This window comes from Nocardia sp. CA-107356 (genome assembly GCF_050946365.1).
Lineage (GTDB): Bacteria > Actinomycetota > Actinomycetes > Mycobacteriales > Mycobacteriaceae > Nocardia.
In genome coordinates this window covers 9893087-9908715 of record NZ_CP191992.1, presented here as the reverse complement: position 1 = coordinate 9908715, position 15629 = coordinate 9893087, and the positions used below count along the sequence as shown (strand labels likewise).

The 15629-nt window shown below is 65.5% G+C and carries 12 protein-coding genes, 1 tRNA gene and 1 pseudogene; 10 read left to right on the top strand and 4 right to left on the bottom strand.

Going from position 1 to position 15629, the window contains the following annotated elements:
- Window positions 1-134 precede the first annotated feature (134 nt).
- A tRNA-Gly gene (locus ACQP1G_RS44525) sits at window positions 135-205 on the bottom strand.
- A gap of 384 nt (window positions 206-589) precedes the next feature.
- On the opposite strand from ACQP1G_RS44525, the gene ACQP1G_RS44520 reads away from it, so the two are divergent.
- Both ACQP1G_RS44520 and dcd read left to right on the top strand, forming a co-directional pair.
- On the top strand, window positions 590-829 hold the full coding sequence (locus ACQP1G_RS44520) for an alpha/beta fold hydrolase (RefSeq protein ID WP_433196529.1): 240 nt from the start codon (window positions 590-592) through the stop codon (window positions 827-829).
- A 118-nt stretch (window positions 830-947) separates the two neighbouring features.
- A complete protein-coding gene (dcd, locus tag ACQP1G_RS44515; protein ID WP_433196527.1) occupies window positions 948-1520 on the top strand; it encodes a dCTP deaminase in 573 nt (190 codons plus the stop codon).
- Between the two features lie 246 nt (window positions 1521-1766).
- Here dcd and ACQP1G_RS44510 read toward each other — a convergent pair whose 3' ends face one another.
- Window positions 1767-2216 (bottom strand): hypothetical protein, encoded by a 450-nt coding sequence (locus tag ACQP1G_RS44510; protein WP_433196525.1) that lies wholly within the window; start codon window positions 2214-2216, stop codon window positions 1767-1769.
- 563 nt (window positions 2217-2779) lie between these two features.
- Between ACQP1G_RS44510 and ACQP1G_RS44505 the strand changes: the two genes are divergently transcribed.
- From ACQP1G_RS44505 to ACQP1G_RS44495, 3 genes and pseudogenes are all read left to right on the top strand, one after another.
- Entirely contained in the window at window positions 2780-3790 is a 1011-nt protein-coding gene (locus ACQP1G_RS44505; RefSeq protein WP_433196523.1) for an XRE family transcriptional regulator, read from the top strand.
- A gap of 656 nt (window positions 3791-4446) precedes the next feature.
- On the top strand, window positions 4447-5700 hold the full coding sequence (locus ACQP1G_RS44500; protein WP_433209386.1) for a pyridoxal phosphate-dependent aminotransferase: 1254 nt from the start codon (window positions 4447-4449) through the stop codon (window positions 5698-5700).
- Between the two features lie 527 nt (window positions 5701-6227).
- Window positions 6228-7499, top strand: a pseudogene (locus tag ACQP1G_RS44495) (YibE/F family protein); the annotation flags it as partial.
- A gap of 613 nt (window positions 7500-8112) precedes the next feature.
- Here the strand turns inward: ACQP1G_RS44495 and ACQP1G_RS44490 are convergent.
- Both ACQP1G_RS44490 and ACQP1G_RS44485 read right to left on the bottom strand, forming a co-directional pair.
- Complete coding sequence (locus tag ACQP1G_RS44490; protein WP_433196521.1) at window positions 8113-9399, bottom strand: Hsp70 family protein; 1287 nt, start codon at window positions 9397-9399, stop codon at window positions 8113-8115.
- A gap of 196 nt (window positions 9400-9595) precedes the next feature.
- Window positions 9596-10918, bottom strand: a complete 1323-nt coding sequence (locus ACQP1G_RS44485) for a UDP-glucose dehydrogenase family protein (protein ID WP_433196519.1) — start codon at window positions 10916-10918, stop codon at window positions 9596-9598.
- Between the two features lie 149 nt (window positions 10919-11067).
- On the opposite strand from ACQP1G_RS44485, the gene ACQP1G_RS44480 reads away from it, so the two are divergent.
- The 5 genes from ACQP1G_RS44480 (at window position 11068) to ACQP1G_RS44460 (ending at window position 15607) form a co-directional block, all read left to right on the top strand.
- Entirely contained in the window at window positions 11068-11619 is a 552-nt protein-coding gene (locus tag ACQP1G_RS44480; protein WP_433196517.1) for a YdcF family protein, read from the top strand.
- Window positions 11620-11781: 162 nt separating this feature from the next.
- Window positions 11782-13011 carry an acyl-CoA dehydrogenase family protein gene (locus ACQP1G_RS44475; RefSeq protein ID WP_433196515.1) on the top strand — a complete coding sequence of 410 codons (1230 nt, stop codon included), beginning with the start codon at window positions 11782-11784 and terminating at the stop codon, window positions 13009-13011.
- Complete coding sequence (locus tag ACQP1G_RS44470) at window positions 13011-14159, top strand: acyl-CoA dehydrogenase family protein (RefSeq protein ID WP_433196513.1); 1149 nt, start codon at window positions 13011-13013, stop codon at window positions 14157-14159. The genes ACQP1G_RS44475 and ACQP1G_RS44470 overlap by 1 nt, the downstream gene beginning before the upstream one ends.
- Window positions 14160-14161: 2 nt before the next feature.
- On the top strand, window positions 14162-14752 hold the full coding sequence (locus tag ACQP1G_RS44465; RefSeq protein ID WP_433196511.1) for a QsdR family transcriptional regulator: 591 nt from the start codon (window positions 14162-14164) through the stop codon (window positions 14750-14752).
- 30 nt (window positions 14753-14782) lie between these two features.
- A complete protein-coding gene (locus tag ACQP1G_RS44460) occupies window positions 14783-15607 on the top strand; it encodes an enoyl-CoA hydratase-related protein (RefSeq protein ID WP_433196509.1) in 825 nt (274 codons plus the stop codon).
- Window positions 15608-15629 lie beyond the last annotated feature (22 nt).

The window sequence follows — 15629 nt, the reverse complement described above, 5'->3', positions numbered from 1 at the left end:
GCGGGAGCGGGAGCGGGTCGAGGGGGCTCGTCGAAAGCCGAACCCGAATCGCCGAATCCGGAGGTGGGGAACGACTTTGGTGACAGGTATCGGATGAGAAAAGGCCCCGGCAAGCTGCCTGGGGCCTTCGTCTGAGCCGATGACGGGAATCGAACCCGCGCTGTCTGCTTGGGAAGCAGAAGTTCTACCATTGAACTACATCGGCAGTGCGCTATGCGCGTTCGCGACTCTATCAGACCAGGCCATATGCCGGTCAACTACCTTGTTCGGCCAGTCCGGACCGGGGCTTTTGGAGCCCAGGTCCGTATTTACTTCGGATTTTCCGCCGAGGATCGGCGAACGCATCCAGGTACTCCGTGCCATCGCGGCCGTCGTGACCAGGCGTTGCGCGGTGGCGTAGGGGGCGCGACTCGCGCTGGGCGGCCGCCTTCTCGCTGTCCATCTGACCGATTTCGTCCGATGTCTCGGGCTGCGTTCCGCGATCCGACAAGAGCTGCTCGATGCACTCGGGTTCGCTGCCCCGATGTTCGCGAATGTGTTGCGGCAGAACGCAGATGGCAGCTGGCGGCTACCCTTTGTGGCGCAGGATATGGTCGATTCCGAAGCGCAGGTGACCGGCGATCATTGGGCCGCTTGGCTCGGCAGCGAATGCCCGGCCCTGCTGATCGCGGGCAGCCGACAGCCGTGCGTCGATCCGGGCCTCGTCGCGGACATGATCGCCCGACGGCCCAACTCCACACTGGTCACGCTCGGCACCGATCATTTCGTACACAGGGGCGACCCGATCGGATGCGCCGAGGCTGTCCGAGAGTTTCTGCGGCAGTACTGAACTACACGCGGGACGGCGACCGAATCGAGTCGTTCGGCCGGCCCGAGCGGTGGGCGTCTCGGTTTGTCGGCATGCGGCGGCTGCGGAGCGTCATCCAGCAGGCGCTACGCTCGTCGGCGTGCTGCTTTCCGATCGTGACATCCGTGCGGAGATCGCCGCTGGGCGTCTCGGCGTCGAGCCGCTTCTGGAAAATCTGATCCAGCCGTCGAGTATCGATGTGCGCCTGGACGGATTGTTCCGGGTATTCGACAACACCCGCTACACCCATATCGATCCCGCGCAACGCCAGGACGAGCTGACCAGCCTGGTCGAGCCCGGCGACGGTGAGCCCTTTGTGCTGCATCCGGGCGAATTCGTGCTCGGCTCCACGCTCGAGGTGTGCACGCTGCCGAGCGATCTGGCCGGTCGGCTCGAGGGTAAGTCCAGCCTCGGGCGGCTCGGCCTGCTCACTCACTCGACGGCCGGCTTCATCGACCCGGGCTTCAGCGGGCACATCACGCTGGAACTGTCGAATGTCGCGAACCTACCGATCACCCTGTGGCCCGGCATGAAGATCGGCCAACTGTGCCTGCTGCGCCTGACCAGTCCGGCCGAGCACCCCTATGGCAGCACCACCGCAGGCTCGAAGTATCAGGGCCAGCGCGGCCCGACCCCCTCCAGGTCCTACCTCAACTTCCCGCTGCCCACCTAGCTCGGTGCATCGAGGCGAGTCGAACGGCGGTCCTCATGCGATGGCCGGAGCCACCATGTGACTCGCCTCGGCGGGCCGTGGTCTTCGGTGGCTGCAAATCTGCCGCCTTATCGCTGCCCATACGTGCACGGCTGGATGGCGTGAACGTACCTGAGGCACCCAGCCGAGCCCGCCCCTGTCGACTGCCAGTAAAGGGGCGGACTCGGTAGGTTCGGCGCCGGGCAGCGGCGGGGACCGACGACGCATTCAGTCCCCGCCGCCCGCCCCCACTGCCAGGGCCGTCGTGATGATGGCGGATAACGGTGGGAGCGTGTCGCCGTGACTCGGTGGGTTGACCCAGAAGCACCCTTCCCGGGTCCACCGCCCGAGCCCGGTCGGCAACATCACGGCACTGCCGATGGCGGGTATGCCTATATCGAGACGGTTCAGCACCTCCAATACCTGCGCGCCCGGCCGACTGTCCGGCTCGGCAAGGAAGCTCCAGCGGATCTGCCTGGCCAGCATGGGGCCCCTCGTCCCCTGCTGTTCCAATGCGGCCCCGACCTTTTCGGCCCGGACGGTTGGCAGATGGACAACGCAGACCCGGCCGGTAATGGGCAGCATCACGAATCCGCCACGTTCGGTCACCGGTAGTCCGAATTCGTGCCGGTAGAAGGCCACCCAATCATCGACTGTCCTGAGCTTTTCCACATTCACGGCCAACTCCTTGCCTCCTCCGTCCAAGGGTCCTGTGCGAGACGGCGATTCGGCTATTGCCCACCCGCCCTCCTTCCGCTGCCCTTCCGCTGCCTCTGATAGCGGAATGCTTTTGGATGTGGCCGCACTCACAAAGCACTCGTACCCTGGGAGGAAGTTGGTTCGGAAGGGATGACATCGTGGTCAGGCAGTGGTCAGGTAGGGAGGCCCGTGCCCTTCGCGATGCCCGGCGGATGAGTATCCGGGAGTTCGCGGCACATTTGGGAGTCCACGAGCGGCTGGTATCGAAGTGGGAGGCCGGTGGCGCGCGGGTTCATCCACGTCCGATCAACCAAGCCGCCCTCGATACATCCTTGGCCAGGTCCGATGAAGTTGTGCGGGCACGGTTCGCGGCCATGATCGATCAGCCGGTGTTCGATCGACCGGCCGCGCCCGGATTCGATAGGCGGGCCGAGGCATCGGCCCGCGCCAGTTATTCGAGCGACGCGGACCTTTTGGCTCTCATAGACGCTGGTGCGATGAGAGGTGATGCGTTAGAAGCGATTTCGGAGAGGGATCTGATCATGGCGGCTGCCCACGAGGCGAGCGAGCACGCCGGCCAGGCCGAGAGCACCAATGTGGGTGCCACCACCTTGGAACAGCTCGACGCCGATGTCACGCGCATCGCGAACGATTATGTGCACATCCCACCGATGCCGATGATGGTGGAGATGCTGCGAGTTCGACGCCGGGTGTATCGGTTGTTGGAGGGCCATCAGCGCCCCGCCGACACCAGTCACCTATACCTGTTGGCGGGCACATTGTCGGGATTGCTCGCCAACGCGAGCACCGACCTGGGGTATTTGGACGCCGCGGGCGAGCAGATCAGGGCGGCCTGGGCGTATTCGGAGCTGTGCGGGCACAACGGATTGCGCGCTTGGACCCGCGGCATGCACGCGCTCATCGAGTACTGGTCCGACCGTCCGCGCCGCGGCGTCCTGCTGGCGCAGAGCGGACAGGACTTCGCCGAATCGGCCACGGCCAAAGTGCGACTGTTGAATATCGAGGCCAGGATCTGGTCCCAGTTGGGCAGTGACACCGATGTCGATCGCTGCATTCGCGCCGCCGATGATGCCCGCGAGGTATCCGATGCCGACACCCTGCACGACGAGGTCGGCGGCGTCTTCGGCTTCAACGAGGCGAAGGCCAGCTACTACGCGGGCGCGACCTATATCCACCTCGGCCAGGCCGAACCCGCGCTGGCCGCGACCCAGCGGGCCATCGAGTTGTATGCGAACGGCCCCTCACAGCAGCGTTCCTACGGCGCCGAGGCGCTGGCCCGGGTCGACAGCGCCGCCGCGCACCTGATCAACGGCAGTTTGGACGGCGCGGCCGCCGCGCTGCTCCCGGTACTCGGACTCGATGAGGACAAGCGCATCGCGCAACTGGAGGAACGGCTCATCGGCGTACGGCAGCGGATCGCGGCACCGGCGTTCCGTGATGCGGTGGAAGCGCGCTACCTCGATGAACGGATCGAAGAATTCTGCGGATCCACTGCGGCCAAAGGCATCCCACCTGGTAACCCGACGTCCTGAGTCGGCCCTGCGATCGGTGCCAGCTCTGTTTCGACCACTGTCAGCCACGACGGAGCGAGTCTTACGAGCGGCCCGTTCGTGGCCTGTCTCGCGCTGGAGTCGTCGAAGTGGATGCGCTGCAGTGCGAGTCTCGACCACCGTGCAGGTGCACATACGGTGCCGAACGATCCGCGCACCGGCGACCACGACGGAGCGAGTCTTACGAGCGGCCCGTTCGTGGCCTGTCTCGCGCTGGAGTCGTCGAAGTGGATGCGCTGCAGTGCGAGTCTCGACCACCGTGCAGGTGCACATACGGTGCCGAACGATCCGCGCACCGGCGACCACGACGGAGCGAGTCTTACGAGCGGCCCGTTCGTGGCCTGTCTCGCGCTGGAGTCGTCGAAGTGGATGCGCTGCAGTGCGAGTCTCGACCACCGTGCAGGTGCACATACGGTGCCGAACGATCCGCGCACCGGCGACCACCACGGAGCGAGTCTTACGAGTGACCGTTCGCGGCCCGTCTCGCGTCCGAGTCGTCGAAGCGCATGCGCCGCAGGCGCGAGTCTCGACGGCTCGGACGCGAGACCAAGGGGGCCGCGAACACGCAGCGCCGAAGGCGCTGCCAACAACAGAGCCGCGCCCGCGCGGCCAAAAACACCGTTGCAGGGGATGGCACCATAGGACGGGTGAGTCCTCATCTACCGCATCATCCGCCGCGCGTGCTGGAGCAGTCCACGAAGCTGCAGAACGTCCTCTACGAAATTCGTGGACCGGTACACGCGCATGCGGCACGGCTGGAGGCGGAGGGGCATCGCATCCTCAAGCTCAATATCGGCAACCCTGCTCCGTTCGGATTCGAGGCGCCCGATGTGATCATGCGCGACATCATCGCCGCGCTGCCGTATGCCCAGGGCTATTCGGAATCCAAGGGCATCCTCTCGGCCCGACGGGCCATCGTGACTCGCTACGAGCTGGTCCCCGGCTTCCCCGTACTCGATGTCGACGACGTCTACCTGGGCAATGGCGTCTCCGAGCTGATCACCATCACCATGCAGGCGCTGCTCGACAACGGTGACGAGGTGCTCATTCCGGCACCCGACTATCCGCTGTGGACTGCCATGACCAGCCTGGCCGGTGGCACCCCGGTGCACTACCTGTGTGACGAGTCCAACGGTTGGCAGCCCGATATCGCCGATATCGAATCGAAGATCACCGCCAAGACCAAGGCGCTGCTGGTTATCAATCCGAACAACCCGACCGGCGCGGTGTACTCCACCGAGGTGCTCCAGCAGATGGTCGACCTCGCGCGCAAACATCAGCTGCTGCTGCTGGCCGATGAGATCTACGACAAGATCCTCTACGACGACGCCAAGCACATTTCGCTGGCGACGCTCGCGCCCGACCTGCTCTGCCTGACCTTCAACGGACTGTCCAAGGCCTACCGGGTCGCGGGCTACCGCTCCGGCTGGTTGGCGATCACCGGGCCCAAGGAGCATGCGGCCGGCTTCCTCGAGGGTATCGATCTACTCGCCTCGACCAGGCTTTGCCCGAATGTTCCTGCACAGCACGCGATTCAGGTGGCGCTCGGCGGGCATCAGAGCATCGAGGATCTGATCCTGCCCGGCGGGCGACTGCTGGAGCAGCGCGATGTCGCGTGGGAGCGGCTGAACATCATCCCGGGCGTGTCGTGTGTAAAGCCGAAGGGTGCGCTCTACGCGTTCCCGAAGTTGGATCCGAACGTCTACGAGATTCGCGACGATTCGAAGCTGATCCTGGATCTGCTGCTGCAGGAGAAGATCCTGATGGTGCAGGGGACCGGGTTCAATTGGCCGCATCATGATCATCTGCGGATCGTCACGCTGCCGTGGGCTCGGGACCTCGCGGTCGCGATCGAGCGTTTCGGGAACTTCCTGTCGAGCTATCGGCAGTAGTGGAAGAGACTGCTCGGTCGCCAGAAAAGCCTGTTGCTAGCGTGCCCCGGGCAACCAGACCGCCCCGCTTCGGGGTCTAAAACATACCCCGCGTACGGATATTTGGGAGTTTTAGTTACTAGCTAGCGCTAAACGAGACTTTTTGTGTACAGTGTCTCTTGGCACTTCGAGTGCCCGGTCAAGTTGTCTACCCCCCTGGACAACCTGACCTCGGGTTAGGCTGCCTACCCCCCTGGGCGCCAACCTGCGGGCGGCGGAGACATCCCCCTGCTCTCCGCCGCCCCCTCCCCGATCCCCCATGGATTACTGCATCACGCAGCGATTCGATGAGCGGTGTGCCCGGCCGTCAGGGGGCATCTTTTCCGACTCCACGTCATTCGCTGTTCGGTCCGTGACTCCGATCTTGAAAATGAAATCCTTTAAGCTCGCACCCGGGACGACAGACGACAAGGTAGGAGTCCGGTGAGCCAGCGACCGACAACACCGCGCGAGTCGCGCACTGTGGAGCCGAGCGCCGAGGCGGCGTCATGAGCGATCATCACCATCATCACCACGACCATTCGGGCCCCATTGCGATCGGCGCGACTGCCGCCCGGGTCGTGGTCGGCCTGCTCGCCGCGATCGGTGTCGTCGTCGTCATTGCCGCCATCGTGCTGTGGCCGAGCAGCCAGCACGTCGATATCCCGCTGCCGATGCAGAATGCAGGCGGCGGTGCGGTGCAGACCGAGGCCGGGACCGTGGTGCTGCAGGATGTCGGTGCGTGCGGCAGCAGTTCGAATGGCAAGGTGTTCATCGATAAACCCGAGCAGCCGCGTGCCAGTGGCTACACCTGCCAGCGCAGTCTGATCAGCATCGATTCGGGTCCGCACCAGGGCAACCACACCCTGTTCGAAGTCGCGCCCGGTCCAGGGCAGCCCGATCTGCACGCCGGCGACCACATCAGGATCGTCCGTCAGACCGACCCCAGCGGGATGCCGCTGTACTCGTTCGAGGACTACTCCCGCGGGCTGCCGCTGACCTTGATCGTGCTGGCCTTTGTGGTTGTGGTCATCGTGGTGGCGCGCTGGCGCGGGTTGCGGGCACTGCTCGGGTTGGTCTTCGCGTTCGCGGTGCTGGTGCTGTTCATGCTGCCCGCGCTGTTGGACGGCAAACCAGCGATTCCGGTGGCGCTGGTCGCGGGTGCGCTGATCCTGTATGCCGTGCTGTATCTCGCACACGGTGTGAATCTGCGGACCAGTTCGGCGCTGCTCGGCACGTTGACATCGATGATCGTGGCGGCGGCGTTGTCCTGGGTGGCCATCGAGATCACGCACCTGACCGGGCTATCCGAGGAACAGAACACCAACGTCGCCACCTACATTCAGCACGTCAGCATTACCGGGCTACTGCTGGCCGGCTTCATCATCGGCTCACTCGGTGTGCTCAACGACGTCACCATCACCCAGGCGTCGGCCGCCTTCGAACTCGCCGCCATCGACGAATCCGCCTCGCGCCGCGAGATTTTCGCCGCCGCCATGCGGGTCGGCCGCGACCACATCGCGAGTACCGTCTACACCCTGGTCCTGGCCTACGCGGGCGGTGCGCTCCCGCTGCTGCTGCTATTCAGCGTCGCGGGCCGCTCCATCCGCGACGTCCTGACCGGCGATGCGGTAGCCATCGAAATCGCCCGCTCCTCTGTCGGCGGTATCGCCCTGGCCCTGTCGGTCCCGCTGACCACCGCCATCGCCGTCATGCTCGCCCGCCCATTCGGCCGCAAGCCCGAACCCGCCACGCCTGCTCGCCACTCTCGGCATGCGAAATCCGAGTCGACGGGATCGGCCCGCCGCTCCGGTGGTCCGTCGCGTCCGTCCGCGTCGTCCAGGCCGTCCAGCGGCGCAGTCGCCACCGATACGAGAGATACCGGACGCCAACGGATCTCGGATCGAACCCGGAACGACGAGCCGGGCACCGGCTCGAACAGGCAGGTCTCCTGGGACACTCCAACCCCTGAGCCCCGGGCCTACGACCGCAATCGTGGCTACCGCAGCTCCGATCCGCTGGCATACGAACCCGATTACGACACCGACCCCCGCGGCTACCGCACTCCGGACCCCCGCGGCTACGAGGACCCCTGGAGCGACGAGGGGCCGCGCCGGTAGCCGCGCCTTCCTGCTATCCCACAACGCTTTTGGTCACCACACCCGCGCAATTGCGCATATGTCCTGACCAAAGGGCGTGTATGCGTTCGATCGGACACAGCGCAAGACCCTGCCCAACTATCCACAGCTTGTGATCGGTGCGCACCTTCCGCCGGTGGCACACGCTGTGCGAGGTGCGTCATCGCTTCGCATCCTGGGGCCAACGGCCTGCCGACTCCGTGCTCTGTCCTGCGAGCCCGGCTCCGTGCCGCTGACCTCCCTGCCTGGGACGGCCTCAGTGCGGACCGGGCGGCGGGAAGGGGAAGATCTCCGGGGGGATCGTCGGTACCACGATCGGCGGAAGACCGGGCACGACAATGGTATTCGGGCCGGGGGTGGGCGACGGCTCCGTGGTCGTCGTGCGGCGCGGGGGCGGTGCCGCGAGCGATTCACTGGTCTCGGTGGTGCTGGCCGGGGCAACGGCGATCTGCGGGTCGAGGGTGGTGGTGCGCGGCGGGCTGGTCGGGGAGACCGAGGTGGAGCGGTCGCTGCTCTGCGAATCGCGTTCGAGCACCTGCGGGCCGTAGCCGAGTCCGAGGCCGATGGCGGCGACCACGGCCAGTGCGCTGACGGTCAGGACCGCGCCGTTGATCTCCCGCTTGCCGCGGCGACCCTTGGGAGGCGCGGATAGCCAGGCGGGTGAGAGAGCGTCGTCATCGAGCATCGGACCCGCGACGGGCGCGCGATGCTGCGGGTTGGCGACGACGGTGCGAACCGGATGCGCCAGCAGGGCGGCGCCGCGGGTGACCACCGTCTCCGGGCTGTCCGGAACGATGACCGGTACGCCCATCCATCGTTCGAGCACCTTGGCGATCAGCGGAATTCGGGCGCAGCCGCCGATCGCCAGCACACCGTGCACCGGACGGTCGGAGCGCACGATGACATCACGCGCCATCCGTGCCGAGGATTCGATCGCCAGCATGATGAGGGCTTCGAAATTCTCCTGGGCGAGCAGCACCAAGCCTTGTGCACTGGGCAGGGCCACTGCGGTATTCGTCGACAGTTGTTCCTTGGCCTCGCGGCACAGCGCGTCCAGGGCGGCCAGGCCCGCCGAATCCGGCGGATGCGCGATCCGGCCGGAGGCGATCTGCTGTTCGCGGATCAGCGAATCGAGGTAGTCGCCGCTGATATCGCTGGTGCGTTCGCTGTGGCGGATCTCACGGGTCTGGGTGTCGACGACGCTGACCGTCAATCCGGAACTGCCGAGGTCGTAGACGACGAGTGAGGAGATGCCGCGAATATCCCCGGTGGACTGCGCGAATTCGACCGCCGCGACAATTTCGGGCACGAGTTCGTAATTGGTCAGCTGCTGGCGCGCCATGGCTGCCCGCAGCGCCCTGGCATGCTGCTCACTGCGGTAGGCGATCGCGGTGGCGGCAATGCCGGGCATGGACTCCAGCGTCACGCCGATCGCTTCGGCGGCCAGCTCCTCCACCTGATGTTCGACAACGGGAATGGTCTGCAGATCGAAGGAATGCGGTGCGACGGGGCCGTGGGGATTCCCGGCGTGTGGTCGTGCCATACGAACGGCACCGGCCCCCACCGAAACTCCCAGAACCGAACTCATCAGCTGCCCATCCCGTTTCACGCATCACGACATGCGAGCCTGCGCCGCCCGCCGGTGGATCGGCCCGCCATCGGGACCATACCGCCGACGTCCGACAGTGCCGAAGGCAGGACCTGATCGTCCCGACATCGCCCCCGCGTCGCTGGCAACTCTACGGTGTGCCGAGTCCGGCGTACACCCATCCTGCGGCTCTCCAGGTGGCACGATTGAGACAGTTTCGACCGTCGATGATCGACCGCTTCCGGACCACCGGATCGAGGTCTTGCGGACGCAATGCGACGAACTCATCCCACTCGGTCAGCACCAGCACCACATCGGCACGATCGCAGGCTTCGGCGACCGATGTCGCGTAATTCAATGTGGGAAAGACGCGTCGCGAATTCTCCGCCGCCTTCGGGTCGTACACGGTCACCACCGCGCCGTGCAGCTGGATCATTCCGGCCACATTCAGCGCGGGCGAGTCGCGCACATCATCGGATTCGGGTTTGAACGCCGCGCCGAGCACCGCCACATTGGCGCCGAGCAGTGATCCGCCGCAGGCCCGGGTCGCCATATCGACCATCTTGGTGCGGCGGCGCATATTGATGTTGTCGACCTCGCGTAGGAATGCCACCGCGTGATCGGCGCCGAGTTCACCGGAACGCGCCATGAACGCGCGAATGTCCTTGGGTAGGCAGCCGCCGCCGAAACCCAGTCCGGCATTGAGGAATCGGCGGCCGATGCGCGCGTCGTAGCCGAGTGCGTCGGCCAGCATCGTCACGTCCGCGCCGGTTGCCTCGCAGACCTCCGATACCGCGTTGATGAACGAAATCTTGGTCGCGAGAAAGGCATTCGCGGAGACCTTGACCAATTCGGCGGTGGCCAGATCGGTCAGCAGGAACGGCACCTCGGCCGCGATCAGGTCGGCGTAGATCTCGCGCACCAGTTCCTCGACCCAGGCCGCGGTGTCGCGCTCACCATCCACGCCGAGTACCAGTCGATCCGGGCGCAGTGTGTCCTTCACCGCGAAACCCTCACGCAGGAACTCCGGGTTCCACGCCACCTCGACCTCGGCATCGGTGAGCGCTCGTGCCCGCGCGCCCAATGCCGCCGCGGTTCCGACCGGCACCGTCGACTTCCCGACGATCACCGACGGCCGCTCCAGCAGCGGCGCGAGCGTATCGACCACGGCGTGCACATATTTCAGGTCCGCTGCGTACTCACCCTTCTTCTGCGGCGTCCCGACCCCGAGGAAATGCACCTGCGCATGGGCCGCCGCCTCCGCGTACGAGGTGGTGAACCGCAGCCGACCCGCATCCAGGTTCCGCCGCAGCACCTCCTCTAGTCCGGGTTCATAGAACGGCACCACGCCATCGGACAGCTTCGCGACCTTGCCCGGATCGATATCCACGCCGATCACGTCGTGCCCGAGTTCGGCCATGCACGCAGCGTGCGTGGCCCCGAGGTACCCGGTTCCGAAGACTGTGCATCGCATGATCGATTGATAGGTCCCGCCGATGGCCACCGCCGGTCACCGAGGCAATAGTCTCGGCAACAGCAGATGTACAGGTGGCGACATGAATCGTCGATATCCTGCTGACCTGCACCAACCGCTCCGGCGAAGCTCCAGTTACCATCGATCTCGTGCGAGGACACCGCAAAAACCGGGCGCGCAAGGCCTGGTTGGTGTTCGGCGTCGCGGTGGTGGTTCTGGTCCTGGTCGTGGGTCTATGGCCGGTGTACGTCCGGCCTCGGGTCGACGCACCCGCGCGGGCCGACGCGATCCTGGTGCTCGGCGGCGCGCACGACGGGCGCGAAAAGTTGGGGCTGCGGCTGGCCAGCGAGGGTTACGCACCTCGGGTGCTGTTCTCCGACCCGTATGAGAACAGCGCATTGATGAATCGAATCTGCCACAGCCGCTACAGCTTCCAGGTCACCTGCTTCGATCCTTCGCCGCGCACCACCCGCGGCGAAGGTCGCGAACTCGCCGGACTCGCCGCCACCGAAGGCTGGCACCGCGTCATCGTCATCACCTTTACCCCGCATATCTCCCGGGCCCGCTACATCCTCGGAAAATGCTGGGACGGTGAGCTTCTCATGCTCGACCCGCAACCCCATCTGTCGGTCCGGCGCTGGGCCTACGACTACGTCTACCAATCCGCCGGTTTCATCAAAGCCCTCGTCGAAGACTGTTAGCACTGTGTTCGGCCGTCATCTCGTTCGAGTTCGGCGCGGATGACCGATCAAATGCAGGCAGGTGACGTCAGTTTGATTTCGTGGTGAGACAGACGTACATTGTGTCTCGTGTGGCGGTAGCGCCGCACGGATGCAAAGACGCACATCCCTCCGGGAGGGCTGATGGATTACGACTGGTCAGCGGCCGATCTGGCCTTTCGCGACGAGGTTCGCGCATTTCTCGACGAGAAGCTGACGCCGGAGCTGCGGCGGGCTGGGCGCTTGGCGACGAGTGTGTATCCGGACCATGAGGCGAGCATGCGGTGGCAGCACATCCTGCACGAGCGCGGCTGGGCCGCGCCCGCCTGGCCGGTGCAGCACGGTGGGTGCGATTGGAGCCTCACCCAGCACTACATCTTCAACCGTGAGTCGACGCTGGCCGGTGCGCCGACGCTGTCGCCGATGGGGATCAGGATGGTCGCGCCCGCGATCATCGCGTTCGGTACACCGGAGCACAAGGCGTTCTATCTGCCGCGCATCCTGACCGGGGAAATCTTCTTCTGCCAAGGGTATTCGGAACCGGAGGCCGGGTCCGACCTGGCGTCGCTGACCATGGCCGCCGTCGATGACGGCGCGGATTTCGTCTGCACCGGCAGCAAAATCTGGACAACCCATGCGACGGAAGCGAATTGGATCTTCTGCCTGGTGCGGACCTCGCGCGAAGGCAAGAAGCAGCAGGGCATCACATTCCTACTGATCGATATGACCACGCCCGGCATCGAGATTCGCCCACTGGTGATGACCTCCGGTGAACAGGTACAGAACCAGGTCTTCTTCGATAACGTCCGGGTGCCCAAGAGCAATGTGCTCGGTCGGATCGACGATGGCTGGACTGTCGCGAAATATCTGCTCGTCCACGAGCGTGGCGGCGCGGCATCGCCGATGCTGCAGGTCATGGCCCAGGAGGTGGCCACCGCGGCGGCGGGCCAGACCGGACCCGACGGCAATCCGCTGATCGATGACGCGGCGTTCGCGGCAAAGTTGGCGGAGGCCCGAATTCGCACCGAGGTGCTCGAAATTCTGGAGTACCGCACACTTTCGGCGATGGCGCAGGGCAAGAACCCGGGTCCGGCATCCTCGATGCTGAAAATTCTGGCCACCGAGTTGAGCCAGCGGCTCACGGAATTGGCGCTGGAGGCGGCCGGTCCGCGTGGTCGGGTCTATCAGCCGCATGCCACCGAGCCCGGCGGGCCGATCGCCGAATTCACCCCGCCCGCAGACGGATATCGCAGCGGCGAGGACTGGCAGGCCGTGGCACCGCTGCGCTACTTCAACGACCGCGCGGGCTCGATCTACGCGGGCAGCAACGAAATTCAGCGAAATATCCTCGCCAAGGCAGCATTGGGGCTCTGATGGACTTCACCTTCACCGATGAGCAGGAACTCCTCCGCGATGCGGTGGCCGGATTCCTCGGCGCCCGCTACGAATTGGCGAAGAGTCGCAGCGCGGCGAAATCCGATGCCGGTTGGCAGTCGGGTGTGTGGCGCGGATTCGCCGAGGAGCTGGGCATTCTCGGGGCCACGCTGCCCGAGCGGGTCGATGGTATGGGCGGCGGTCCGGTCGAGCTGATGATCATCGCCGAGGAACTCGGCCGCGCGCTGGTCGTCGAGCCTTATGTCGACACCGTGGTTGTCGGCGCCGGTCTGCTGAATCGTTCCGGTGGCGAGACCGCCGATTCGGTACTGCGACAGATCGTGTCCGGTGCCGTGCGAACGGCGTTCGCAGCGCTGGAGCCGACCTCGGGACAGACACTGCACGACGTATCGACCACCGCGCGCCGCGATGGTGACTCGTGGGTGATCGACGGCGTCAAGACCGTCGTGACCAGCGCGCCGCTGGCGACCCATCTCCTCATTACCGCGCGTAGCGCAGGTGATCGGCGCGATCGGGACGGAATCTCGCTGTTCCTCACCGAATTCGACGCCACGAATCCGCCCGAGGGTGTGCAAGTGCATTCGTACCGGACGATCGACGACCGGGTCGCCTCCGACATCACCTGCACCGGCTTGCGATTGCCCGCCGATGCGTTGCTCGGCGCCGAGGGCGCGGCGTGGGACGCGATCGACGTCACCGTGGACGAAGCGATCGCGGCGATCGCCTCCGAGGCCGTCGGCTGCATGCGGAAAGTACTTGCGGACACGGTCGAGTACACCAAGCAGCGTCAGCAATTCGGCCAGCCGATCGGCAGCTTCCAGGTGCTCCAGCACCGCATGGTCGATATGTTCATCGAACTCGAGCAGGCCATTGCCGCGGTGTATCTGGCCATCTACTCGCTGGAGGCGGCCGCGGCGGACCGGGCGCGTGCGGTCTCGGCCGCGAAGGTCACCATCAGTCGGGCCGCGCGATTCATCGGCCAGAACGCGGTGCAGTTGCACGGTGCGATGGGTATGACCGAGGAACTGGCGATCGGTCACTACTTCAAGCGGCTGACCGCGATCGAGCACGAATTCGGCTCCAGCGATCAACATCTCGCCCGCTACGCCGCGCTGACGAGGCCATAGTCGTGTCCGACGCCACGGCCTCGCCGGTGGCGATCTCGCCGAAGCCGGTGCGCGAGGATGCGATCGACCTCGCGCACCGCTGGTTTCTCGGTGGGCGCCGCATCGATATGCAGCAGCTGGCCCGCGAGCTCGGCATCGGCCGTGCCACGCTGTACCGCTGGTGGGGCAGTAGGGAAGTGGTGATCGGCGAGGTGGTGTGGCGGGTGATCGCGGAGGCGATCGCCCGGGTCGAGGCGCGCGGAGACGGCGAGCCCGCCGAACGATTCGTCCGCAATTTCGGCAAGCTCGCCGATACTGTGCGCACCTTCGAACCGCTGTCCCGATTCGTCGCCGACGATCCGGAGTACGGCCTGCGGGTACTGACCTCCGGATACAGCGTCGTCCAGGGCCGCATGATCGACTGGGCCGCCGCACGGTTGGCCGGGCTGCCGGATCTCGACCCCCGCATCGAGATCCGCGATCTCGCGTATGCGATCGTGCGCATCGGCGAAGCCTTCGTATGGAGCGATGTCATCACCGGCGATCCGCCGCGCTCCGAAAAGGCCACCGCCATGGTCGAACTGCTCGTCCGCGCCGCATCCGGCAAGCGCTGAACTGCCGCTCCAACCTTCCAGGGAGTCGAATTGTCCTACAACACCATCACATACAGCGTGACGGACGCGGTCGCCACCATCACCCTCAACCGACCCGACGCCCGAAACGGCTTCACCACCGAAATGGCCGACGAACTCGGCGCCGCCTTCACCGCCGCCGATCGCGACGATGACGTACGCGCTGTCGTATTCGCCGCGGTGGGAAAGGATTTCTGTGTCGGTATGGACCTGACAGCGGGCGGCTCCGACGAGGACGTCACCGCGCCCGGGTGGGTCGAATGGTCCACTCGCGTGGTCCGGCCGATGACCAACCTCGACAAACCGATCATCGTCGCCATGCAGGGTGCCGCCGTCGGCGTCGGTCTGTCCATGACGCTCGCCGCCGACTTCCGTTTCGCCGCAACCGATTCCCGCTTCGGATTCGTCTTCGCCCGCCGTGGCCTCTTTCCCGAGGGCGGTTCGCTGTGGTTCCTCCCGCGCATCGTCGGCCTGGCGAAGGCCAAGGAATGGATGATCACCGGCCGTGTCTTCGGCGCCGACGAGGCCCTGGCCGCGGGCCTGGTCACCAGCCTGCACGCTCCCGAAGACCTACTTCCCGCCGCCAACGCCCTCGCCACCGAACTCGCCACCCAGGTGGCCCCCGTTTCGATAGCCGCCATCCGCCGCGGCCTGGTCGCCATGTCCGGCGACAAAACCCCCGACGATGTCTTCACCCTCGACGCCCGCCTCATCTCCTATGCCTTCTCCAGCGCCGACCTCCGCGAAGGCATCATGTCCTTCCTACAAAAGCGCCCACCCGCCTTCACCGGCAAGGTAGCCACCGAACTCCCGTCCCTCGACGACTGGTTGTCCTGATTCGCCGCGAGTCCTCGATATC